Annotated in this window: 22 protein-coding genes; 5 read left to right on the top strand and 17 right to left on the bottom strand. The window is 71.4% G+C overall.

Translation table 11 applies throughout. From position 1 onward, the window contains the following. Positions 1-10: 10 nt before the first annotated feature. Positions 11-1,489 (bottom strand): 30S ribosomal protein S1, encoded by a 1,479-nt coding sequence (rpsA, locus tag LTT61_RS27345; protein WP_233016881.1) that lies wholly within the window; start codon positions 1,487-1,489, stop codon positions 11-13. A 360-nt stretch (positions 1,490-1,849) separates the two neighbouring features. Here rpsA and LTT61_RS27340 point away from each other — a divergent pair, with 360 nt between their 5' ends. Continuing rightward, complete coding sequence (locus LTT61_RS27340; protein WP_233016880.1) at positions 1,850-2,695, top strand: class I SAM-dependent methyltransferase; 846 nt, start codon at positions 1,850-1,852, stop codon at positions 2,693-2,695. Between the two features lie 4 nt (positions 2,696-2,699). Here the strand turns inward: LTT61_RS27340 and LTT61_RS27335 are convergent, their stop codons facing one another. The 5 genes from LTT61_RS27335 to LTT61_RS27315 form a co-directional block, all read right to left on the bottom strand. Next, the gene (locus LTT61_RS27335; protein ID WP_233016879.1) at positions 2,700-3,287 is read right to left on the bottom strand and encodes a hypothetical protein; all 588 of its coding nucleotides are present in this window, start codon (positions 3,285-3,287) and stop codon (positions 2,700-2,702) included. Between the two features lie 55 nt (positions 3,288-3,342). Next, the gene (locus LTT61_RS27330; RefSeq protein ID WP_233016878.1) at positions 3,343-3,543 is read right to left on the bottom strand and encodes a hypothetical protein; all 201 of its coding nucleotides are present in this window, start codon (positions 3,541-3,543) and stop codon (positions 3,343-3,345) included. 11 nt (positions 3,544-3,554) lie between these two features. Beyond that, positions 3,555-4,436 (bottom strand): SPFH domain-containing protein, encoded by an 882-nt coding sequence (locus tag LTT61_RS27325; RefSeq protein WP_233016877.1) that lies wholly within the window; start codon positions 4,434-4,436, stop codon positions 3,555-3,557. Positions 4,437-4,502: 66 nt separating this feature from the next. Beyond that, a complete protein-coding gene (locus LTT61_RS27320; RefSeq protein WP_233016876.1) occupies positions 4,503-5,249 on the bottom strand; it encodes a hypothetical protein in 747 nt (248 codons plus the stop codon). Further along, positions 5,147-5,767 (bottom strand): FAD-binding oxidoreductase, encoded by a 621-nt coding sequence (locus LTT61_RS27315; RefSeq protein ID WP_233016875.1) that lies wholly within the window; start codon positions 5,765-5,767, stop codon positions 5,147-5,149. The genes LTT61_RS27320 and LTT61_RS27315 overlap by 103 nt, the downstream gene beginning before the upstream one ends. 70 nt (positions 5,768-5,837) lie before the next feature. Between LTT61_RS27315 and LTT61_RS27310 the strand changes: the two genes are divergently transcribed. Continuing rightward, complete coding sequence (locus LTT61_RS27310; protein ID WP_233016874.1) at positions 5,838-6,725, top strand: LysR family transcriptional regulator; 888 nt, start codon at positions 5,838-5,840, stop codon at positions 6,723-6,725. On the opposite strand, the gene LTT61_RS27305 is transcribed toward LTT61_RS27310, so the two are convergent. The 4 genes from LTT61_RS27305 to LTT61_RS27290 all read right to left on the bottom strand — a co-directional run bounded on the left by LTT61_RS27305 (position 6,722) and on the right by LTT61_RS27290 (position 10,536). Next, complete coding sequence (locus tag LTT61_RS27305; RefSeq protein WP_233021225.1) at positions 6,722-7,474, bottom strand: amino acid ABC transporter ATP-binding protein; 753 nt, start codon at positions 7,472-7,474, stop codon at positions 6,722-6,724. The genes LTT61_RS27310 and LTT61_RS27305 overlap by 4 nt on opposite strands. A gap of 8 nt (positions 7,475-7,482) precedes the next feature. Then, positions 7,483-8,409 (bottom strand): amino acid ABC transporter permease, encoded by a 927-nt coding sequence (locus LTT61_RS27300; protein WP_233016873.1) that lies wholly within the window; start codon positions 8,407-8,409, stop codon positions 7,483-7,485. Position 8,410: 1 nt separating this feature from the next. Then, positions 8,411-9,280: an ABC transporter substrate-binding protein gene (locus LTT61_RS27295; RefSeq protein ID WP_233021224.1), complete on the bottom strand. Its 870-nt coding sequence runs from the start codon at positions 9,278-9,280 to the stop codon at positions 8,411-8,413. Positions 9,281-9,453: 173 nt separating this feature from the next. Further along, positions 9,454-10,536, bottom strand: coding sequence for an isocitrate/isopropylmalate dehydrogenase family protein (locus LTT61_RS27290; protein ID WP_233016872.1), 1,083 nt, complete (start codon positions 10,534-10,536; stop codon positions 9,454-9,456). A gap of 63 nt (positions 10,537-10,599) precedes the next feature. On the opposite strand from LTT61_RS27290, the gene LTT61_RS27285 reads away from it, so the two are divergent. Together LTT61_RS27285 and trxA are read left to right on the top strand one after the other, a co-directional pair. Next, positions 10,600-11,118 (top strand): 2'-5' RNA ligase family protein, encoded by a 519-nt coding sequence (locus tag LTT61_RS27285; protein WP_233016871.1) that lies wholly within the window; start codon positions 10,600-10,602, stop codon positions 11,116-11,118. A 46-nt stretch (positions 11,119-11,164) separates the two neighbouring features. Then, complete coding sequence (gene trxA / locus LTT61_RS27280) at positions 11,165-11,533, top strand: thioredoxin (protein ID WP_233016870.1); 369 nt, start codon at positions 11,165-11,167, stop codon at positions 11,531-11,533. A 66-nt stretch (positions 11,534-11,599) separates the two neighbouring features. Here trxA and LTT61_RS27275 read toward each other — a convergent pair whose 3' ends face one another. Further along, positions 11,600-12,034 carry an alpha-isopropylmalate synthase regulatory domain-containing protein gene (locus LTT61_RS27275; RefSeq protein WP_233016869.1) on the bottom strand — a complete coding sequence of 145 codons (435 nt, stop codon included), beginning with the start codon at positions 12,032-12,034 and terminating at the stop codon, positions 11,600-11,602. A gap of 572 nt (positions 12,035-12,606) precedes the next feature. Here LTT61_RS27275 and LTT61_RS27270 point away from each other — a divergent pair. Continuing rightward, positions 12,607-13,113, top strand: a complete 507-nt coding sequence (locus LTT61_RS27270) for a hypothetical protein (RefSeq protein WP_233016868.1) — start codon at positions 12,607-12,609, stop codon at positions 13,111-13,113. Positions 13,114-13,173: 60 nt separating this feature from the next. Here the strand turns inward: LTT61_RS27270 and LTT61_RS27265 are convergent, their stop codons facing one another. The 6 genes from LTT61_RS27265 to LTT61_RS27240 form a co-directional block, all read right to left on the bottom strand. Next, positions 13,174-13,662, bottom strand: a complete 489-nt coding sequence (locus tag LTT61_RS27265) for a beta-class carbonic anhydrase (RefSeq protein WP_233016867.1) — start codon at positions 13,660-13,662, stop codon at positions 13,174-13,176. A 129-nt stretch (positions 13,663-13,791) separates the two neighbouring features. Next, on the bottom strand, positions 13,792-16,527 hold the full coding sequence (gene polA, locus LTT61_RS27260) for a DNA polymerase I (RefSeq protein ID WP_233016866.1): 2,736 nt from the start codon (positions 16,525-16,527) through the stop codon (positions 13,792-13,794). 50 nt (positions 16,528-16,577) lie between these two features. Further along, a complete protein-coding gene (locus LTT61_RS27255) occupies positions 16,578-17,573 on the bottom strand; it encodes a neutral zinc metallopeptidase (RefSeq protein WP_233016865.1) in 996 nt (331 codons plus the stop codon). 192 nt (positions 17,574-17,765) lie between these two features. Next, the gene (locus LTT61_RS27250; RefSeq protein ID WP_233016864.1) at positions 17,766-18,497 is read right to left on the bottom strand and encodes an ABC transporter ATP-binding protein; all 732 of its coding nucleotides are present in this window, start codon (positions 18,495-18,497) and stop codon (positions 17,766-17,768) included. Further along, the gene (locus tag LTT61_RS27245) at positions 18,497-19,465 is read right to left on the bottom strand and encodes an ABC transporter ATP-binding protein (protein WP_233016863.1); all 969 of its coding nucleotides are present in this window, start codon (positions 19,463-19,465) and stop codon (positions 18,497-18,499) included. Before LTT61_RS27245 ends, LTT61_RS27250 begins: the two co-directional genes overlap by 1 nt. After that, positions 19,462-20,838, bottom strand: a complete 1,377-nt coding sequence (locus tag LTT61_RS27240) for a branched-chain amino acid ABC transporter permease (RefSeq protein WP_233021223.1) — start codon at positions 20,836-20,838, stop codon at positions 19,462-19,464. The genes LTT61_RS27245 and LTT61_RS27240 overlap by 4 nt, the downstream gene beginning before the upstream one ends. Positions 20,839-20,903 lie beyond the last annotated feature (65 nt).

Raw genomic sequence — 20,903 nt, 5'->3', positions numbered from 1 at the left:
GCTGAGCGGATCAGGCGTTGCCCGACAGCTTCTCGCGCAGCGCGGCGAGCTGCGCGTCGCTGGCGAGCGAGCCACCCGACGACTCCGGCACGGAGCTGGACGAGGAGGCCTGCGAACCGCCGCCGGACTCCGACGAGTAGTTCGACGAGCCGCCACCGTTCGCGGCCTCGGCCGCGGCGTCGGCCGCCATCTTCTCGATCTGCGCGGTGTGCATCTTGTGGCGACGCTCCGCCTCGGCGTAGCGGCCCTCCCACTCCTCGCGCTGCTTCTCGAAACCGTCGAGCCATTCGTTGGTCTCGGAGTCGAAGCCCTCGGGGAAGATGTAGTTGCCCTGCTCGTCGTAGCTGTCGGCCATGCCGTACTTCGACGGGTCGAACTCGGAGTTGTAGTCCTCGTTCGCCTGCTTCAGCGACAGCGAGATCCGGCGCCGCTCCAGGTCGATGTCGATGACCTTGACCATGGCGTCGTCGCCGACCGCGACGACCTGGTCCGGCACCTCGACGTGGCGCTCGGCCAGCTCGGAGATGTGCACCAGGCCCTCGATGCCCTCTTCGACGCGCACGAAGGCGCCGAAGGGAACCAGCTTGGTGACCTTGCCCGGCACGATCTGCCCGATGGCGTGGGTCCGGGCGAACTGCCGCCACGGATCCTCCTGGGTCGCCTTCAGCGACAGCGAGACGCGCTCGCGATCCAGATCGACGTCGAGCACCTCGACGGTGACCTCGTTGCCGACCTCGACGACCTCGGACGGGTGGTCGATGTGCTTCCAGGACAGCTCGGAGACGTGCACCAGGCCGTCGACACCGCCGAGATCGACGAAGGCGCCGAAGTTGACGATGGAGGAGACCACACCCTTGCGGACCTGGCCCTTCTGCAGCTGGTGCAGGAACTCGCTGCGCACCTCGGACTGGGTCTGCTCCAGCCAGGCACGGCGCGACAGCACCACGTTGTTGCGGTTCTTGTCCAGCTCGATGATCTTGGCCTCGATCTCCTTGCCGACGTACGGCTGCAGATCGCGGACCCGGCGCATCTCGACCAGCGAGGCCGGGAGGAAGCCACGGAGCCCGATATCGAGGATCAGGCCGCCCTTGACGACCTCGATGACGGTGCCCTTGACGGCCTCGTCCTTCTCCTTGAGCTCCTCGATGGTGCCCCACGCACGCTCGTACTGCGCCCGCTTCTTCGACAGGATCAGGCGGCCTTCCTTGTCCTCCTTGGTGAGGACCAGGGCTTCCACCTCATCGCCAACGGAAACGACCTCGTTCGGGTCGACATCGTGTTTGATGGAGAGCTCGCGGGAAGGGATGACGCCTTCGGTCTTGTAACCGATGTCGAGCAGGACCTCGTCGCGATCGACCTTGACGATGGTTCCCTCGACGATGTCGCCATCGTTGAAGTACTTGATCGTGGCGTCGATGGCGGCGAGGAAGTCCTCGGCGGAGCCGATGTCGTTGACGGCTACCTGCGGCGAGGTGACGGTGGTGGGCATGTGTCGGTGTGCTCCGGACGGATTGTGGTCGGTTGCGGACATTGGAACTTTCGGTACGCTGCGAAATCACCGCGACGATGCGACGACGGACACAATGAACGTACCGCACGCTTCGCCTGACGAAACCCGGCGTGGCCGCCGGATATTCCGAGCGCGGAGTGTTTCGGGAGGCGCGCCGAGTGTACCCGGCCCGATACCCTGTGCTATGACCGGCTCACCCCGGAAACCCCGCATTCGAGAACCCCGGTGATCGGTACGCCAGTACAGTCGTCACTCGCGAATCACCCTACGGCACCCGATCACGCCCGGGCAAACCGGGCCGGAAGCGACGAAATCCGCAGCAAGACTAGGCTCACCCGGGTGTCCGACCACCGCCACGCCACCGCCGAGGCCGACCTCGGGGTGACCGCCGTCGCCCGTATCCCGGCCGGCTCGGCCGCCAGTAGCACGGCCAATCGGCGCTGGTGGGACGCCGATGCCGCCGACTACCACCGCGAGCACGCGAACTTCCTCGGCGTCGACACCCCCGGCGGCGAGTTCGTCTGGTGCCCGGAGGGGCTGCACGAGGGCGACTGGCACCTGCTCGGCCCGGTCGCCGGGCGCGACGTGCTGGAGATCGGCTGCGGCTCGGCGCCCTGCGCGCGCTGGCTGGCGAGCAACGGCGCGCGCCCGGTCGGGCTGGACATCTCGGCGGGCATGCTGCGCCGCGGCACCGCGGTGATGGCGCGCGGCGGGCCGGTGGTGCCGCTGGTGCAGGCCGACGCCGAGGCGCTGCCGTTCCCGGACTCGAGCTTCGACCTGGCCTGCTCGGCCTTCGGCGCGGTGCCCTTCGTGGCCGACTCGGCGGGGGTCATGCGCGAGGTGGCCAGGGTGCTGCGGCCGGGCGGGCGCTGGGTGTTCGCGGTGAACCACCCGATGCGCTGGATCTTCCCGGACGATCCCGGCCCGGTGGGGCTGGTCGCGCGGCAGTCCTACTTCGACCGCAGCCCGTACGTCGAGACCGGCGCCGACGGCACCCCGGTCTACGTGGAGCACCACCGCACGGTCGGCGACCGGGTGCGCGAGATCGTCGGGGCCGGGCTGCTGCTGGAGGACATCGTCGAGCCGGAGTGGCCGGAGTGGCTGGATCGGGAGTGGGGGCAGTGGAGCCCGCTGCGCGGCGAGATCTTCCCCGGCACCGCCATCTTCGTGACCCGCAAGCCCTGACGGCTCAACCCGGGTACGGCTCCAGCGCGGCGAACTCCGGGTCCACCTCGACCGTCGGCACGGTCCGCACCACCCAGCGCCTGGCCCGGCTGAGCGGGTGGTCGGGGAAGCTCTCGTCCCAGCGCACGTCGTCCGCGGAGGTGAACGGCAGCCTGCCCTGCAGCCCCGGCGCGTACGGGTGCCCGCGCCTGCGGTTCCTGGTCTCGGCCTGCTGGGTGACCACCACCTCGCGGGCGATCGGATTCCCCACCTCGGGGCAGATGATCTGCAGCACGGCGCTGCACCGCGCCCGCGGCACCAGGATCGAGGCGGAATAGGCCAACTTGCCCGGTGCGAAGGGCATCGGCACCTTCTCCACCCGGAGCAGCGCGGGCAGCGAGTCCACCCAGATGACGAGCGCCTCGATCAGGCAGCCGGAGGCGGCGTGGTGCTCGGCGAGCCTGCGCCGCAGCGTCTCGGCGTCGTCCAGCCCGGCGGGCAGCTCCGGCGCGATGTCGAAGTAGTGCACGGCGACCACGTCGCGGGTGACCGGATCCCCCCAGGTGCTGTCGTCCAGCGCGTGCATTCCGGTGAGGTCGAAGGAGAGCGGCACGCGGACACGGTAGCGGAGCGGGTGCCGATGGCACGCGCTCCACTACCGGCGACCGTCAGGGCTCCGATTCGTCCGCGGTGCCCGAATCCGGTCCGACCCGACCGCTTTTCGGATTCCGGCCCGCCTGGTCGAGCGCGAGCCGGAGGGCGAATTCGATCTGGGCGTTCACGCTGCGCAGGTCGTCGGCGGCCCACCTGGCGATCGCGTCGTACACCGCCGGGTCGAGGCGGAGCAGGAGTTTCTTGCGGTCGGCCATCCGGGCGCCGCTCAGCTGTAGAGCGAGCCCGCGTTGACCACGGGCTGCGCCGCCCGGTCGCCGCAGAGCACCACCAGCAGGTTGGAGACCATCGCGGCGCGGCGCTCCTCGTCCAGCTCGACCACGCCCTGCTCGCTGAGCCGGTCCAGCGCGAGCCCGACCATGCCGACCGCGCCCTCCACGATCCGGGTGCGCGCCGCGACGATCTGCGCGGCCTGCTGCCGCACCAGCATCGCCTGGGCGATCTCCGGCGCGTAGGCGAGGTGGGTGATCCTGGCCTCCAGCACCTCGATGCCCGCCAGCTCGGTGCGCTCGCCCAGCTCGACGGTCAGCTCCTGGGCGACCTCGGCGCCGTCCCGCAGGCTGGTGCCCGCCTCGTGCGCGTCGTACGGGTGCGTGGTGGCCAGGTGCCGGACCGCCGCCTCGGACTGGGTCGCCACGTACTCCTCGTAGTCGTCCACCGCGAAGGCCGCCTTGAAGCTGTCCACCACCCGGTAGACCACGACCGCGGCGATCTCGACCGGGCTGCCGTCGGCGTCGTTGACCTTCAGCTTCTGCGTCTCGAAGTTGCGCACCCGCAGCGAGATGCTCTTGCGGTCGGTGAGCGGGAGCACCGCGAAGAACCCGGGCTCGCTGACCGAGCCGATGTAGCGGCCGAAGAACTGGACGATCTTGGCCTCGTTCGGGTTCACCACGATCAGGCCGCTGGCCAGGATCAGCACCACGACCGCCAGGACGACCGCGGCGATGGCAGCGACCAGCGCCGGGCTGCTGCCGTCGCGGCTCGCGACCACGAAGCCGTAGGCCGCCGCCGTGCCGAACCCGAGCGTGAGCACGAACCACGCCACCAGGACCGCGAACCCGTTGACGTGCCATGCGGGTCGAAACTTCATGACATCCTCCAGTATCAAAGTGATATCACAACGATAGCAGGGTGCCCGGTTCGCCGGAAGGGTGTTTCAGCGCGCGGGCCCGATGGCGCGGGTGGCGCGGAAGCGGGCGGCGGGGTCGTACTCGGCCTTGAGCGCGGCCAGCCGGCGGTAGGTCTCCGGGGTGAAGGCGGCCCTGGTCTGCGCCTCGTCGGCGATGTCGCCCGCGCCGTAGAGGAAGCCGAGCTGGTGGCCGAGGGTCCACGGCTCCAGCGCGGTGCGCACCGCGTCGAGCGCGGGGACCCGGCCCGGGCCGTCGGCGGCGGTGATCACCCGGACCAGGAACTCCGCCTCCCGGAAGTCGATGGCCGCGCCGGAGCTGCCCGGCTCGCGCAGCGCGCCGCCGAGCTGCCTGATGTCGACCACGGTGTCGGGGCCGGTGGCGGCGAGCAGCGCGCGCTGGGCCTCGGCGTCGAAGCGGGAGAGGAGGGCGTTGGTGGCGGCGTAGCCGTGCGGCTCCGGCGGCTCGCGGTGGATGCTGCCGGACTCCGCGTACGGCATGATCCGCAGGTCGTCGGCGATCGGCTCGCCGACCGCGCGCAGCGGCGCGACCAGCCGCTCCCCCTCGGCCGCGCTGCCGTCGACCGCGATCCGCAGGCTCACCACCGAGCGGCCGCGCAGGAACGGCGGCAGGGGTTCGAGGTCGGGGTAGGTGAGCAGCCCGGCGGAGGTGGTCACGGTCGCCGGCGCGGTCGCGGCCCAGGCGCGCCAGGCGTCGAGCAGCGGCTCGGTGAGTCCGGCGTCGAAGACCAGCTGGCCGCCGTAGATCTCGGCCACCGGGAGCAGCTCCAGCTCGACGGCGGTGACGACACCGAAGTTGCCGACGGTGCCGAATACCGCGCCGAACAGCGCGTCGCCCGGCTCGAGCCGGCGCCGCTCGCCGTCGGCGGTGACCAGCTCGACGCGCGCACCCGGTCGGCGGCGTAGCCGTAGTTCCTGGCGAGCAGCCCGAGGCCGCTGCCGAGCAGGTAGCCGACGACGCTCACCGAGGGCGAGGAGCCGGAGAGCGGGGCCAGGCCGTGCTCGGCGGCGGCCTCGAGCAGCGCGCCGGCGCGGACGCCGGCCTCGACCCGGGCGATCCGGGTCTCCGGGTCGATCCGCAGGCCGTCCAGCCGGGCGGTGCCGATCAGGACGCCGCCGTCCAGCGGAACGGAGAGGCCGTGGCCGGTGGCGTGCACACCGATCGGCAGGTCCCGCTCGGCGGCGTGCCGGACGGCGGTGGCGACCTCGTCGGCGGTGCGTACCTCGACGGTCAGGTCGGGGTGGTGGGCGTAAGCGGTCTGGAAACTGTCCATGGATCCACCCTGGCGCGCGGTAAGCTAGAAGTGAAACAGATAGTTCTGATGGATCGGATAAGTGCCAGTTATGGAACTGCGCCACCTGCGCTACTTCGCCGCGATCGCCGAGGAGGGCGGCTTCACCCGGGCCGCCGAGCGACTGCACATCACCCAGCCGGGGCTCAGCGCGCAGATCGCGCAGCTGGAGAAGGAGCTCGGGCTGCCGCTGCTGCACCGGGGCGGCAGGCGGGTCACGCTCACCGAGGCGGGGGCGGCCGTGCTGCCGCACGCCAGGGCGGCGCTGGCCGCGGCGGAGCGGGCCGGGCAGGTGGCGGACGAGTTCACCGGGCTGCTGCGCGGGCAGGTGCGGGTCGGGCTCATCTCCGGCGCCACCGCGGACGAGTTCGACGTCGCCGGTGCGCTCGCCGGGTTCCACGCCGCGCACCCGGGGATCTCGATCCGCCTCACCGAGGACATCTCCGCCGCGATGCTGGCGGCGGTGCTGCGCGGCGAGCTGGACGCGGCGCTGGTCTCGCTCACCAGCGAGCCGCCCGACCCCCGGCTCGGGTTGCAGGTCATCCTGGACACCCCGGTGGTCGCGGCGGTCGCCGCCGATGCCGACGGGTACGGGCCGACGCTGCGCGTGCGCGCGCTGCGCGACCGGCCGCTGATCTGCCTGCCGACCGGCACCGGGGTCAGGGCCGAGCTGGAGCGGGCGTGCGCGGCGGCGGGATTCCGCGCCGAGGTGGCGTTCGAGGCGGCGGCTCCCCCGCTGCTGCTCCGGCTCGCCGCGCGCGGGTTCGGGATCGCCGTCGTGCCCGGGCTCGGTCCGGCGGAGGCGGAGAGCTTCGGCGTCCGCGCCATCCCACTGGTTCCCGAGATCCGCGGCCGCCTCGCCCTGGCCTGGAACGCCGGGCAACCCCGCGGCCCCGCCGCGGCGGCCCTGATCACCGCACTCCGCGCGGCCTTCGGCTAGAGCAGCCGGGACAGGAATGCCTGCGTGCGCTCCTGTTTCGGCGCCGCGAGCACCTCCTTCGGCTTCCCCGACTCCACCACGACCCCGCCGTCCATGAACACCAGCTGGTCGGCGACCTCGCGGGCGAACCCCATCTCGTGCGTCACCACCACCATGGTCATCCCGGAGGCGGCCAGCTCGCGCATGACGGTGAGCACCTCGCCGACCAGCTCCGGGTCGAGCGCGGAGGTCGGCTCGTCGAAGAGCATGAGCTTGGGGTCCATGGCCAGCGCCCTGGCGATGGCGACCCGCTGCTGCTGCCCACCGGAGAGCTGCGCGGGGTAGGCGTTCGCCTTCTCCACCATGCCGACCCGGTCGAGCAGCTCCTTGGCCCGGGTCACCGCGTCCGCCTTGCGGACCCGCTTCACCTGGGTCGGCGCCTCGATCAGGTTCTCCAGCGCGGTGCGGTGCGGGAACAGGTTGAAGTGCTGGAACACCATGCCGATCTCGCGCCGCTGCCTGGCCGCGACCCGCGGGTGCAGCTCGTAGAGCTTGCCGTTCTTCTCCCGGTAGCCGACCAGCTCGCCCTCCACGTAGAGCCTGCCCGCGTTCACCACCTCCAGGTGGTTGATGCAGCGCAGGAAGGTGGACTTGCCGGAGCCGGACGGCCCGATCAGGCAGAGCACCTCCCCGCGCGACACCTCCAGCGAGATCCCGCGCAGCACCCGGAGCGCACCGAAGTTCTTGCAGACCCGGTCCGCCCGGATCATCGGTTCGGTCACCGCGGCTCCACCACCTTCTGCGCCTCGGCCAGCTCGCGCAGCTGCTTGGCGGTGAGCTGGCGGGAGGCCCCGCGCGAGTAGTACCGCTCCAGGTAGTACTGCCCGACCATGAGCACGCTGGTGATGGCCAGGTACCAGGTCGCGGTGACCAGGAGCAGCGGGATCGGCTGGAAGTTCACCCCGTAGATGTCGCGGGCCCGGCCGTAGAGGTCGGTGCTGAGCGGGATCGCGGTCACCAGCGAGGTGGTCTTGAGCATGCCGATCAGCTCGTTGCCGGTCGGCGGGATGATCACCCGCATGGCCTGCGGCAGCACCGTGCGGCGCATGGTCTGGCCCCAGGACATGCCGAGCGCCACCGACGCCTCGCGCTGCCCCTCGCCCACCGAGTTGATCCCGGCGCGCACGATCTCGGCCATGTACGCGGCCTCGTTCAGCCCGAGCCCGATCACCGCGAAGGTGAACGCGGCCTGCAACCCCTGCACGTCCAGCTCGAAGAAGCTGGGCCCGAACGGCACCCCGAGCTGGATCTGCCGGTACAGCGAGGGGAAGAGCCCCCAGAACACCAGCTGCACGAAGACCGGGGTGCCGCGGAAGATCCACAGGTACACCCAGGCGCTGGCGCGCAGCACCGGGTTCGGCGAGAGCCGCATGACCGCGAGGACGGTGCCGAGCAGGACCGCGATCACCATGGCCAGCACGGTGAGCTCGAGGGTCACCAACGCGCCCGCGACGATGCGCTCGTCGCGCAGGTAGGCCCAGTAGGTGTCCCAGCGGTATGCCTCGTTGGTGGCGGCGCCGTAGAGGAAGAGCCCGACCAGCGCCAGGATCAGCGCGGCCGCGAGCCAGCGGCCCGGTCTGCGCAGCGGAACCGCCTTGATCGGCTCCGGCTCGGCGCTCGCCGGCTTGGTGGTGTCGACCGTCATCTCAGTTCGTCGCGCCGTTGATCACCGAGGTGGTGATCGCGCCGTCCTGCACACCCCAGTTGTCGGTGATCGTCTTGTACTGCCCGTTGTCGATCAGGTGCTGCACCGCCTTCTGCAGCGCGGCCGCCAGCGGCGAGCCCTTCGGCACGGCCCAGCCGTACGGCGCGGAATCGAAGACCGACCCGGCGGATTCGATCTTGCCGCCGCCCTGCTTGATCGCGTACGCGGTCACCGGCGAGTCGGCGGACATGGCGTCCACCTGCCCGAGTACCAGCGCGTTGGTGGCCTGGCTCTGCTCGTCGAAGGCCTGGATGTCGATGGCGGGCTTGCCCGCCGCCACGCAGGCCGCGCTCTTGGCAGGCACCTCGTCGGTGTGCTCGACGGTGGTGGCCTGCACCGCGACCCGCTTGCCGCAGGCGTTCTCCGGGTCGACCGGCTTACCCGCCTGCTGCGCCCACTGGATGCCCGCGTTGAAGTAGGTGGTGAAGTCGACCTGCTCCTCGCGCTCCTTGGAGTCGGTGATCGAGGACATGCCGACGTCGTAGGTGCCTGCCTGGATGGCCGGGATGATCTTCTCGAACGCGGACTCCACGTACTCGGGCTGCAACCCGAGCACCGCCGTCACCGCGTTCATCAGGTCGACGTCGAAGCCGACGATCTTGCCGGAGGCGTCCTTGTACTCGTTGGGCTGGTAGGGGACGTTCACCCCGATCACCAGCTTGCCGTACTGCTTCTGCTTGTCCGGCAGCTGCGCGGCGATGGCGTCGACCTTGTCGACCTGCACCTTCTCCGCCTCGTTCCCGGAGCCCGCGTCCTCGGTATTGCTGGTACACCCGGTCAGGACCAGCGCGCCCCCGGTGATGACGCACATCACCCGCAGGGCACCCCTGCCGAGCACCGATCGAACAGCCACAGCAGACCTCCACGCACGTCGGAATCGCACAACCCGGGCGGCATCGCCCGTCCGGCAAATCTAGGCGACCGGCACCGTCCGTGTGGGCACAGTAACCGAACATTAATGCTGGACGGTTCCCGCCGGTGGCATTACGGCGTGCCGAGCGCGCGCTCGACCGCCCCGGTGAATTCGCTGGTGGTGGCGGTGCCGCCGAGGTCGGGGGTGGCCACCCCCGCGGCGAGCACGGCACCGAGCGCGGCCTCCAGCGCACCGGCCGCCGTCAGCACCCGTGGATCGCCGCCGCGCTCCCCCAGCCGCCGCAGCAACAGCGCAGCACTGCCCTGCAGAGCAACCGGATTCGCGATGCCGCGGCCCGCGATGTCCGGCGCGGCGCCGTGCACCGCCTGCGCCATGGCCTTGCGCGCCGAGCAGTTCACCGACGGCGCGATGCCGAGCGATCCGCTCAGCTCACCGGCGAGATCGGAGAGGATGTCGCCGAACAGGTTCTCGGTCACCAGCACGTCGTAGTCGGCGGGGGCGCGCACCAGGTGCGCGGCGGCGGCGTCGACGTGCTCGTCGGTCACCGCGACGTCCGGGTACTCCGCGGCGATCTCGTAGCAGACCGACCGGAACAGCCCCATGGTCAGCGGCAGCACATTGGCCTTGTGCACGATGGTGAGGTGCCCGCGCCGCGCCCCGGCCAGCCGGAACGCCTCGTGCGCGATGGCGGTGCTGCCCGCCCTGGTGATCAGCCCGACGGAGAGCGCGACGTCCGGGGTCGGGGCGAACTCCCCCGACCCGATCGCCATGTTCCGGTCGGCGTAGAAGCCCTCGGTGTTCTCCCGCACGATCACCAGGTCGATCTCGGGCGCCGCCGCACGCACGCCGGGAAACGCCCTGGCCGGGCGGATATTGGCGAAGAGCCGGAAGTGCCTGCGAATCCGGCCGCTCGGCGGGTCGGCGTGCCCGCCGGGGTAGGAGGCATTGTCGTGCGGGCCGAGGATCCAGGCGTCCAGCCGCTCCAGCTCGCGCAGCGTCCGCTCCGGCACCGCGTCGCCGAACTCGTCCAGCGCGGCGCGCCCGAACGGCAGCGGCACCCACTCCACCGGCGACGCCCCCGCCGCGGCCAGCGCCGCGTCGACCACCGTCGTGGTGGCCGCGACCACCTCCGGCCCGATGCCGTCGCCGTCCAGTACGCCGAGCCGCAGCCCGCACTCCGTGCTTCCGCTCACCCGCTCATCGTGGCGCGCGGTTCCGGCGCGCGGCTTCGCGGGGTCGGTTACCGTCGGACGATCATGGTGCAGTCCGTCGAACTGCTGCTGGACGCGGCGGCCGAGTCCGCGGTGCGGGCGCAGTGGCGGGCGCTCGCCGCGGCCGGGCTGCCGAGCCAGGCCGCGCACACCGGGGCGTCGAACCGGCCGCACGTCACCGCCGCGGTCGCCGCCGAGCTGGCCCCCGAGGCCGAGGCCGCGCTGTGCGAGCTGGAGTTCGAGCCGTTCCCGATCACGCTGGGCAGCCCGGTGGTCTTCGGCAGGGGACGGTTCGTCCTGGTGCGGCTGGTGATCCCGACCCGCGCGCTGCTCGCGCTGCACCGCCGGATACACGTCGCCGTCGGTGGCGCGCCCGACATTCCGGAGAACTCGGAACCGGACGCCTGGACCCCGCACGTGACGCTGGCAAGGCGGCTGCCGCCGGAGCGGCTCGGCGCGGCGATCGAGCTGATCGCGGCCGATGGTGATTCCCCGGCGACGGTCGCGGGTATTCGCCGATGGGACGGCGATCGGCGCCGCGAGTGGACTGTCCGTGGAACATAGAACGGTAGGCCCGCGTTACAGCAGGCACACGCAACGAGAGGACGACATGGCCACCCAGACGCTGACCCAGCAGAACTTCGACGAGGTTGTGACCGGGAACGACGTGGTACTCGTCGATTTCTGGGCCTCGTGGTGCGGTCCGTGCAAGAGCTTCGCGCCCACCTTCGAGGCGTCCGCGGACAAGCACCCCGACGTGGTGCACGGCAAGGTGGACACCGAGGCCGAGCAGAGCCTCGCCGCCGCCGCCAACATCCGCTCCATCCCGACGATCATGGCCTTCCGCGAGGGCGTGCTCGTCTTCGCGCAGCCCGGCGCGCTGCCCCCGGCCGCGCTGGAGGACCTGGTCTCCCAGGTGAAGGCGCTGGACATGGACGACGTGCGCAAGCAGCTCGCGGAGCAGCAGCCCGCCGAGTAGCGCGCACCGACGACGAGGGCCGCTCACGATCCGTGAGCGGCCCTCGGTTCGTCCGGGAGGTGCCGGTCAGGCACCGAGCCCGTTCACGCCCGCGATCATGGCGCGGACGGTGGATTCCAGGCCGTCGTCGGCGAGCGCGGCGCCCCAGCCCCTGCGGCCGTTCAGCTCGCAGCGGACGAAGGTCGCGGTCCCGGCGGCGGTGCTGCGCTGGTGGAACTGCAGCAGCTCGACCGGGTACCCCTCGCTGTAGAGCGCCGAGGTCAGCGCGGCCACCGGGCTGCCGGTGGCGACCACGCTGCGCAGCCGGTCGGCGAATTCGATGGTCGCGGTGAAGCAGGCGCTGCGGCTGTCCGCGGGCGACCAGTCGCCGAGCCGGATCGGGCCCTGCTCAGCGCAGTAGCGGGCTTGGAAGTCGGAGTCGGTGAGACCGGCGCACTCGGCCCGCAGGGCGGCGGGGGCGGCGGTCCGGAACGTATCGATGTCGAGAGTCAACATGGTCATGGCAGGTTCGGTCTTCCCGGAGAGTATGTCCGAATGAAACAGGGGTGACCAGCAGTAACGTTCGAGGAAGCCCGCAGCGAGGGGGCTGGTCCGGATCAGACCTCGCTACGGCGAGCTACTACGAGAAGTCGCCGCGCCACCATCGCGGTGAGCGGAATGCGCGCGGCGCGATCGCGGTCTGCGATATCGAGCGCTGCGGCGCGGTGGCGGGCGGGGTACGGCACGGCTTTCACAATAGGGATGTCGTCCGGGTATGGCAACCGCGTTAACACCCGGTTTCACCGATACCGGCAAGTAGTGTTCGCGCAGCTCACAACGGGTGCTGTGCGCCGGGTCACGGGCACGGCGCGGCAGTGCGCGGCGCGCATGAGGACCGCGCGGCCGGATCCGGCGGCCCGGAGCTCCGCAACTCATGCGCCACCCGGGCGAACGTCGCCCCGGTCACAATGCGGAACCGCTGGTTCACACCGCGCGTCCAACCCAGTGTCGGACGGCGTAGCCGACGTCGTGCCGAAACAAGAAGTCCGCGAATCGCTTTCGCGGGCAAGGCCGCGGGGGAGAGAAGAGCGAGCATGATCCAGCCGACCGACGACACAGTGCGCGCCGAACACCATCTGACGGAGCTCCTCGGGCCGGGGCTGACGTTCCGCTCGGTGCCCTTCGAGCGCGGCTGGGTCTGCACGCCGCTGCCCGAGGAGGCGGCGCCGGTGCGCTTCGTGGTCGACTCGGCCAGCGGGGAGGTCTACGAGTACACCGCGCTCGGCGAGTACGAGGTGGCCGCCGATTACAGTGCGGCGGGCGAGGGCGGCCGGGAGCCGCGCGGGGTCCGCATCCACCCGGTGCGCTGGCGGGTCGAGTACGAGCTGGGCAACGGTGACGATCGCTCCGCCCGCTACCTGGTCGCGGCCCGCTGCACCGGCCGCTCCCCCGAGCCGGACGAGGATTTCGAGCTGACCCTCGACCTGGACACCAACCGCTACCGGCCGGCCGGGACGGCGGCCTGGCAGGTCTGGGTCCGGGTGGTGCAGCAGCACCGCGCCGACGGTGTCTGGCCCGCGCGGGGCGCGCTGGAGTTCTGACGCGGAGCGGCCCGCGCGAGCCGGGGGCTCACGCGGGCCGGTCGCCGCGGGCGAGAAGGTTCAGACGACCTCGTTCAGCTTGCCGGTGGCGACGTCGAAGACGAAGCCGCGGATGGCGTCCTTGTGCGGGATGTACGGGCTGGCCTCGATCCGCGCGATGGACTGCCGCACGTCGGTGTCCAGGTCGCCGAATGCCTCCGCCGACCACTCCGGCTTGATTCCGACCTCGTCCTGGATCGACTTCTTGAAGTCGTCGTCGGTGAAGGTCAGCATCCCGCAGTCGGTGTGGTGGATGAGGATGATCTCCCGGGTGCCGAGCAGCCGCTGGCTGATCGCCAGCGACCTGATCTCGTCCGCGGTGACGACGCCGCCCGCGTTGCGGATGACGTGCGCCTCACCCTCGTTCAGGCCGAGCACGCCGTAGACGTTGATCCTGGCATCCATGCAGGCCAGCACGGCCACGCCCTTCGAAGGGGGCAGCGGCAGCGGGCCGCTGAAGGTCGCGGCGTAGGCGGCGTTGTTCTCGAGCAGCTGATCGGTGACGGTCATGCGGAAGTATCCTTCGCACTCGTATGCGGGAACGCTCATATGACACGCCACCGTAGAGCTACCCCCCAGCGAAGACCCCGGTACAACTCACCCTGATCGCAAACCTGGGTTCGCAGGCAGCGAAGGGGGTCAGTGCGCGGCGGCGTTCCAGCTGCGCCCGGTGCCCACCGAGACGTCCAGCGGCACCGACATCTCGAGCACCGCCGACATCTCCTCGCGGGCCAGCCGCTCCAGCTCGGCCCGCTCGCCGTCGGCGACCTCGAAGACCAGCTCGTCGTGGATCTGCAGCAGCATCCGGGAGCGCAGCCCGGCGGCCGCGATGGCGTTGTGCACGTTGATCATGGCGACCTTGATGATGTCGGCGGCGGTGCCCTGGATCGGCGCGTTCAGCGCCATCCGCTCGGCGGCCTCGCGGCGCTGCCGGTTGCTGGTGTCCAGGTCGGGCAGGTAGCGGCGGCGGCCGAAGAGCGTCTGCGTGTAGCCGACCTTGCGGGCCTGCTCCACCACCTCGTACAGGTAGTCGCGGATCCGGCCGAAGCGGGCGAAGTAGGTCTCCATCTGCTCCTTCGCCTCGGCGGTGCTGATCTTGAGCTGAGCGGAGAGGCCGAAGGCGCTGAGCCCGTAGGCCAGGCCGTAGGACATGGCCTTGATCCGCCGCCGCATCTCCGGGTGCACCTCGGAGATCGGGATGTCGAAGGCCTTCGACGCCACGAAGGTGTGCAGGTCCTCGCCGGAGTTGAAGGCCTCGATCAGCCCCTCGTCGCCGGAGAGGTGCGCCATGATCCGCATCTCGATCTGGCTGTAGTCGGCGGTCATCAGCTCGGCGTAGCCCGCGCCGACGACGAAGGTGTCGCGGATCTGCCTGCCGGTGTCGGTGCGGATCGGGATGTTCTGCAGGTTCGGCTCGGTCGATGACAGCCGGCCGGTGGCGGCGATGGTCTGGTTGAAGGTGGTGTGGATGCGGCCGTCGTCGGCGACCGACTTGAGCAGCCCGTCCACCGTGACCTTGAGCCGGGTGGCGTCGCGGTGCGCGAGCAGGTGCTCGAGGAAGGGGTGCTCGGTCTTCTCGAAGAGCGATTCCAGCGCGTCGGCGTCGGTGGTGTAGCCGGTCTTGGTGCGCTTGGTCTTCGGCATGTCCAGCTCGTCGAAGAGCACCACCTGCAGCTGCTTGGGCGAGCCCAGGTTGATCTGCTTGCCGATCACGCCGTAGGCCGCCTCGGCGGCGTCGTTCACCTTCTCCGCGAAGGTGCGCTGCAGCGTGCCGAGCTGGTCGGTGTCGACCGCGATGCCGGACTCCTCCAGACCCGCGAGCACGCCGAGCAGCGGCAGCTCCATCTCGGTGAGCAGCGGCACCGACTCGATCTTCGCCAGCTCTTCGTCGAGCGCGTCGGCCAGGTCGGCGACGGCGCGGGCGCGCAGCATCTCGGCGGTGGCCAGCTCGACGTCGGCGGCGTCCTCCTCGTCCAGGAGCGAGAGCTGCGGGGTCTCGTCCACCTCGGCGCGCAGCTCGCGGCGCAGGTAGCGCAGCGAGAGGTCGTCCAGGTTGAAGCTGCGCTGGCCCGGGCGCACCAGGTAGGCGGCGAGCGCGGTGTCGGTGGCGAGGCCGCCGAGGCTCCAGCCGCGGCCGCGCAGCGCGTGGATGGCGGCCTTCGCCTCGTGCAGCGCCTTCGGCACCGCCGGGTCGGCCAGCCAGGCGCCGAGCGCGGCCTCGTCCTCCGGGGTGAGCACCGTCGTGTCGATGTAGCCGCCCTCGCCGTCCGCCGCGGCGATGGCGAGCGCGCGTACGTCACCGGCGGCCGGGCTGCCGCTGCCGACCACCGAGAGGCCGTGCCGCGCACCGGCTTTCGCGTGTGCGGTGAGCCACTCGCCGACCGCACCGACCTCCAGCGCGCCGCCGCTGATCTCGAAGCCGGACTCGGCCTCCGGCTCCGGCGGGGCCAGCGTCTCGAAGATCCGGTCGCGCAGCACCCGGAACTCCAGGTCGTCGAAGAGCTGGTGGATCCTGTTCCGGTCCCACGGCGCCTTGGCCAGCTGCTCCGGGGTGTACGGCAGCGGGACGTCCTTCACCATCTCGGTGAGCTGCCGGTTCAGCACCACGCTGCTCAGGTTGGCGCGCAGTGCGTCGCCGACCTTGCCCTTGACCTCGTCCACCCGGTCGACCAGCGCGGCCAGGTCGCCGTACTCGCGGATCCACTTGGCCGCGGTCTTCTCCCCGACGCCGGGGATGCCGGGCAGGTTGTCGCTCGGGTCGCCGCGCAGCGCCGCGTAATCCGGGTACTGGGCGGGGGTGAGGCCGTACTTGGCCTGCACCTCCCCGGGGGTGAAGCGGGTCAGGTCGGAGACGCCCTTGCGCGGGTAGAGCACGGTGACGTCGTCGTTCACCAGCTGGATGGCGTCGCGGTCGCCGGTGACGACCAGGATCCGGAAGCCGTCGCGCAGCGCCTGGGTGGTGATGGTGGCGATCACGTCGTCGGCCTCGTAGCCCTCGATCGCCATCACCGGGATGCCGAGCGCGGCGAGCACGTCCTTGGTCAGCTCGACCTGGCCGCGGAACTCGTCCGGGGTGGCGCTGCGGTTCGCCTTGTACGCGGGGTACGCCTCGGTGCGGAAGGTCGCGCGGGAGACGTCGAAGGCGGCCGCCACGTGCGTCGGCTTCTCGTCCCTGAGCAGGTTGATCAGCATGGCGGTGAAGCCGTAGACGGCGTTCGTGGTCTGCCCGGTGACGGTCTTGAAGTTCTCCGCGGGCAGTGCGAAGAAGGCGCGGTAGGCGATCGAGTGCCCGTCCAGCAGCAGCAACGTCGGCCGGTCACCGCCCGCGGTCGGGGCGGCGGCGGAGGTGGCTGGCTGCGTGGTCGGTGAAGTCACACCGTGAGTCTAGGGACCGGCTCCGACATCCGGGCCGGGACCCGCGCGGCTCAGCCGACGTGCGACGCGGCCGCGTACCAGCTGTTGCACTCCCAGGTGTCGCCGGTGTCCGAACCCCAGCGCCACCAGCCCCACACCGACTCCGGGCTGCCGAGCAGCCGCGGCTCGCCCGGCCGGTCGCCGCCGGCCCGAACCGCGCTCGCGGCCTCCTCCCAGGTGCGCCGGTCGATGTCGCCGCGGCCGTGGTTGGTGCCGAGGAACATGCCGGACAAGCACCACGCCTGCAGGTCGAGCCTGCGGCTCTGCTCCTGGCCGCGCTCGGAGCTCCAGCCCGCGGCGGTGCGCGCGTCGGTGTAGGCGCGCAGCACGCCGACGAGCTGCTGCACGTGGTGGCCGTACTCGTGCCCGAGCGCGGCGAGCTGGGTGCCGCGCCTCGACCCGGCGCCGAGCGGCCGCAGCGCAGCGGCGGGGACGACGATGCTCTCCTCGGCCGGACAGTAGAACGGCCGGTCCGCCGGGCCGGGCAGCCGGTCCGGGCACGCGCTGCGGGCCCCGGCGGCGGGCAGCTCCAGCCGCGGCGGGCGGAAGGGGAGCCCGGCGTTGCGCAGCGTCACCGACCAGCTGTCGTCCAGGCAGTCCAGCGTCGCGCGCAGGAACGCGTCGGCGCCGCGCGGCTCGTCGTGCCAGGGCGGCAGCTCGCAGCTGATCCTGGCCAGCCCGGCGTGCCTGGCCAGCAGCGGGTGGTCGGCGAGCGCGAAGACCGGGCGCGGGTCGGGCGCGCCGGGCCCCGCGCGCAGCGGCACCCCGGCCAGCGGCAGCTCGGCCACCGGCGGCGCGTCGTCACCGGCCGGGCGGGCTGCCTCGTCGAGCACGCCCGCGAAGCCGGGGCCGGCCGCGACGCCGCGCGCCGCGCGCAGCTCGGTCGGCGGCTCGACGGTCCGGTGCGCGGGCCCGGAGACCCCGGCGGCCAGCACCAGCCCGATCACCGCCGCACCCGCCGCGAGGGCGATCAACCGGCGCGGCCGGCTCCACCACGGCCCGCTCATCGTTCCCCCTCGCTCCGCGGTGGCACCGGCGCCGTTGCCCGCACCACCGGCTCCATGGAAGCGGAGCGCCGTGCGCACCGCAAGCCCGTCCGGAGCGGCCACCGCGGCCCCGCGGCCAGCGCACCGCCGCCCGGCACGGCGGAAACCCCCGCGGAGCAGGCACTTCCACCGCGCGGCCGCGGCGGCCCCGGCTCAGCCGACGCCGAGGTACGCCGATTTCACGGCGGGATCGGTGAGCAGCTCGCGGCCGCCACCGGTCTTGGTCACCTCACCGGTCTCCAGGATGTAGGCGCGGGTGCTGCGCGCCAGCGCCTGCTGCGCGTTCTGCTCGACCAGCAGCACCGTCGTCCCCTCGGCGTTGATCTGCCCGATGATCCGGAAGATCTGCTGGATCACCATGGGCGCCAGCCCCATCGACGGCTCGTCCAGCAGCAGCAGCCGCGGCCGCGCCATCAGCGAGCGGCCGATGGCGAGCATCTGCTGCTCGCCGCCGGAGAGCGTGCCGCCGACCTGCTTGCGCCGCTCGGCCAGCCGCGGGAAGAGCTCGAAGACCCAGTCCAGGGTCTTCGCGTACCCCGCCTTCTCCTCGAACGGCCGGGCGTAGCAGCCCATCTCCAGGTTCTCCAGCACGGTCATGCCGGGGAAGACGCCGCGGCCCTCTGGCGCCTGGATGAGCCCGCGGCCCACCCGCTCGTGCGCCTTGACGTGCGTGATGTCCTCGCCGTCGAAGACCACCCGGCCGCCGGTGAGCGGCAGCAGCCCGGAGAGCGCGCGCATGGTGGTGGTCTTGCCCGCGCCGTTGGCGCCGAGCAGTGTCACCAGTTCACCCTGCCTGACCTGCAACGAGACCCCGTGCAGCGCCTGGATCCGGCCATAGTTCACCACCATGTCGGTGACGTCGAGCAGCACCTCGGTGTCAGCCATCACTGCCCCTGTTCTTCGTCGTCGGGCACGCCGAGGTAGGCGGCGATCACGTCCGGGTTCTCCCGGATCTCGGCGGGCAGCCCGTCGGCGATCTTGCGGCCGAACTCCAGCACCACGATCCGGTCGGTCACGCCCATGACCAGCCGCATGTCGTGCTCGATGAGCAGCACCGTGAAGCCGTCGTCGCGGATCTTGCGGATCAGCTCCATGAGCGCGGATTTCTCGCTGGGATTGAACCCAGCGGCCGGCTCGTCCAGGCAGAGCAGCTTCGGCTCGGTGGCGAGCGCGCGGGCGATCTCGAGCCTGCGCTGGTCACCGTAGGAGAGGTTGCGCGCCTTCTCCACCGCCCGCGGCGCGATGCCGACGAACTCCAGCAGCGCCATGCCGCGCTCGATGGCGTCGCGCTCCTCGCGGCGGTGCCGCGGGGTGCGGAAGATCGCGCCGGGCACCGAGGTCTTGTGCCTGGCGTCGGTGCCGACCACCACGTTCTCCAGCGCGGTCATCTCGCCGAAGAGCCGGATGTTCTGGAAGGTGCGCGCGATGCCGAGCCTGGTGATGGCGTTGCGCTTGGTCTTGGTGAGCGGCTTGCCGTCGAAGTACACCGTGCCCGAGGTCGGCCGGTACACCCCGCTGATGGCGTTGAAGCAGGTAGTCTTGCCCGCGCCGTTCGGCCCGATCAACCCGAGGATCTCGCCGCGGCGGATCTCGAAGTCGACGCTGTCCAGCGCGGTCAGCCCGCCGAACTTCACGGTCAGCCCGTCGGTGCGCAGCAGCGCGGCGCCGACCGGGGTGTCGATCGTCCGGCTCGGCGCCACCACCTCGGCGACCGCGTCGGGGTCGGCGAGCACCGGAAGCACCGCCGTCACCTCGACGTCGCCCGCGTACTCCACCGGCTCCGGCGGCCTGCGGTACCCCGCGGACATGTCCTCGTTGTCGAACAGCGCGTCACCCGCACCGGGCCCGGTCATGCCCGTTCTCCGTTCGGTCCGGCGGCCGGTCTGCGGACCGCCTGGTAGATCTGGCGGCCGTAGGTGAGCAGCTTCTGCCGCGCCGGGAAGAGCCCCTGCGGCCGGAAGATCATCAGCACCACCAGCGTGATGCCGAAGAAGAGGTACTTGAAGTCGCCGAGCGACTGCGCGCCCTGCTGCTGGAGCACCAGCGTGTTGTCGAGCACGACGAACAGCCCGATCAGCACAACGATCGACCCGAGAACGTAGCCGTACCGCACCCCCGCCTGGTCCTGGTGCCGCGCCCACTTCCGCCACCCGACGACGGCCGCGATCAGCACGACGATCGTGACCGCGAGCAGCGTGTAGCCGGTGGCGCTCTGCTCCACCAGCTGCACCGACATCAGCCGGTTCGGCAGCCAGACGATGATGAAGGCGCCGACGATCACGCCGAGCTTGTTGCCCTGCCCGCCGATCACCACCGCGCAGAGGAAGAGCATCGAGTTGATGATGTTGAAGCCGGTCGGGTTGATGAACTGCACCTGGCCCGCGTAGAGCGCGCCGGAGAGCCCGCCGATGGCGGCGCCGATCATGAAGGCCCAGAGCTTGAACTTGAAGGCGGGCACCCCCATGACCTCGGCGGCGTCCTCGTCCTCGCGGATCGCCACCCAGGCGCGGCCGACCCGGCTGCGCTCCAGGTTGCCGACGATCAGCAGCACGATGATCACCAAGATCATGCCGATCCAGAACCACCAGACCCCGGAGTTCGCCTTGTCCAGCAGGTTCGACGAGTTCGAGTCGCCGACATTGCCGGAGGAGAAGTAGCCGTTCGGCTTCTCCGCCGACTCGCCGACCCGCGGGTAGGCGATCCCGGAGAGGCCGAGGCTGCCGTTGGTGACGTCGCCGAGGTTGTCGGCGAGCAGCCGGACGATCTCGCCGAAGCCGAGCGTCACGATGGCCAGGTAGTCGCCGCGCAGCCGGAGCGTGGGCGAGCCGAGGATCAGCCCGGAGAGCGCGGTCACCGCGACCGCGATCGGCACGCAGGCCAGCCAGGCCCAGTCCTCGTTCAGCCAGCCGCCGTCGGTCTGGTTCCACGGGCTGTTCGGGCTGGTCAGCAGCCCGACGGTGTAGGCGCCGACGGCGTAGAAGCCGACGTAGCCGAGGTCGAGCAGCCCGGCCTGGCCGACCACCACGTTGAGCCCGATGGCGATCAGCGCGTACATGGCGAACTGCGCCATGACCCCGCCGAAGCTGGTGCCCGGCGTGTTCAGGAAGGGCGGCGGGAAGAGCGGGAGCAGCGCGAGCACGATCAGCGCGGGCACGCCGACGGCCCACTGGGCGGGCCGGGAGAGCCCCGCCCACCAGGAGCGCAGCGCGTCGCCGACGCCGTGCATCTGCCGCGCGGGCGGTGCGGGCGCGGGTGAGCGGTCCTTCGGCGGCGCGGCCTGCTGGATCGGCA

The organism is Nocardia asteroides (assembly GCF_021183625.1).
Classification (GTDB): Bacteria; Actinomycetota; Actinomycetes; order Mycobacteriales; family Mycobacteriaceae; genus Nocardia; species Nocardia asteroides_A.
The sequence above is the reverse complement of the archived record's forward strand: the minus strand, read 5'-3'. Positions and strand labels throughout refer to the sequence as shown.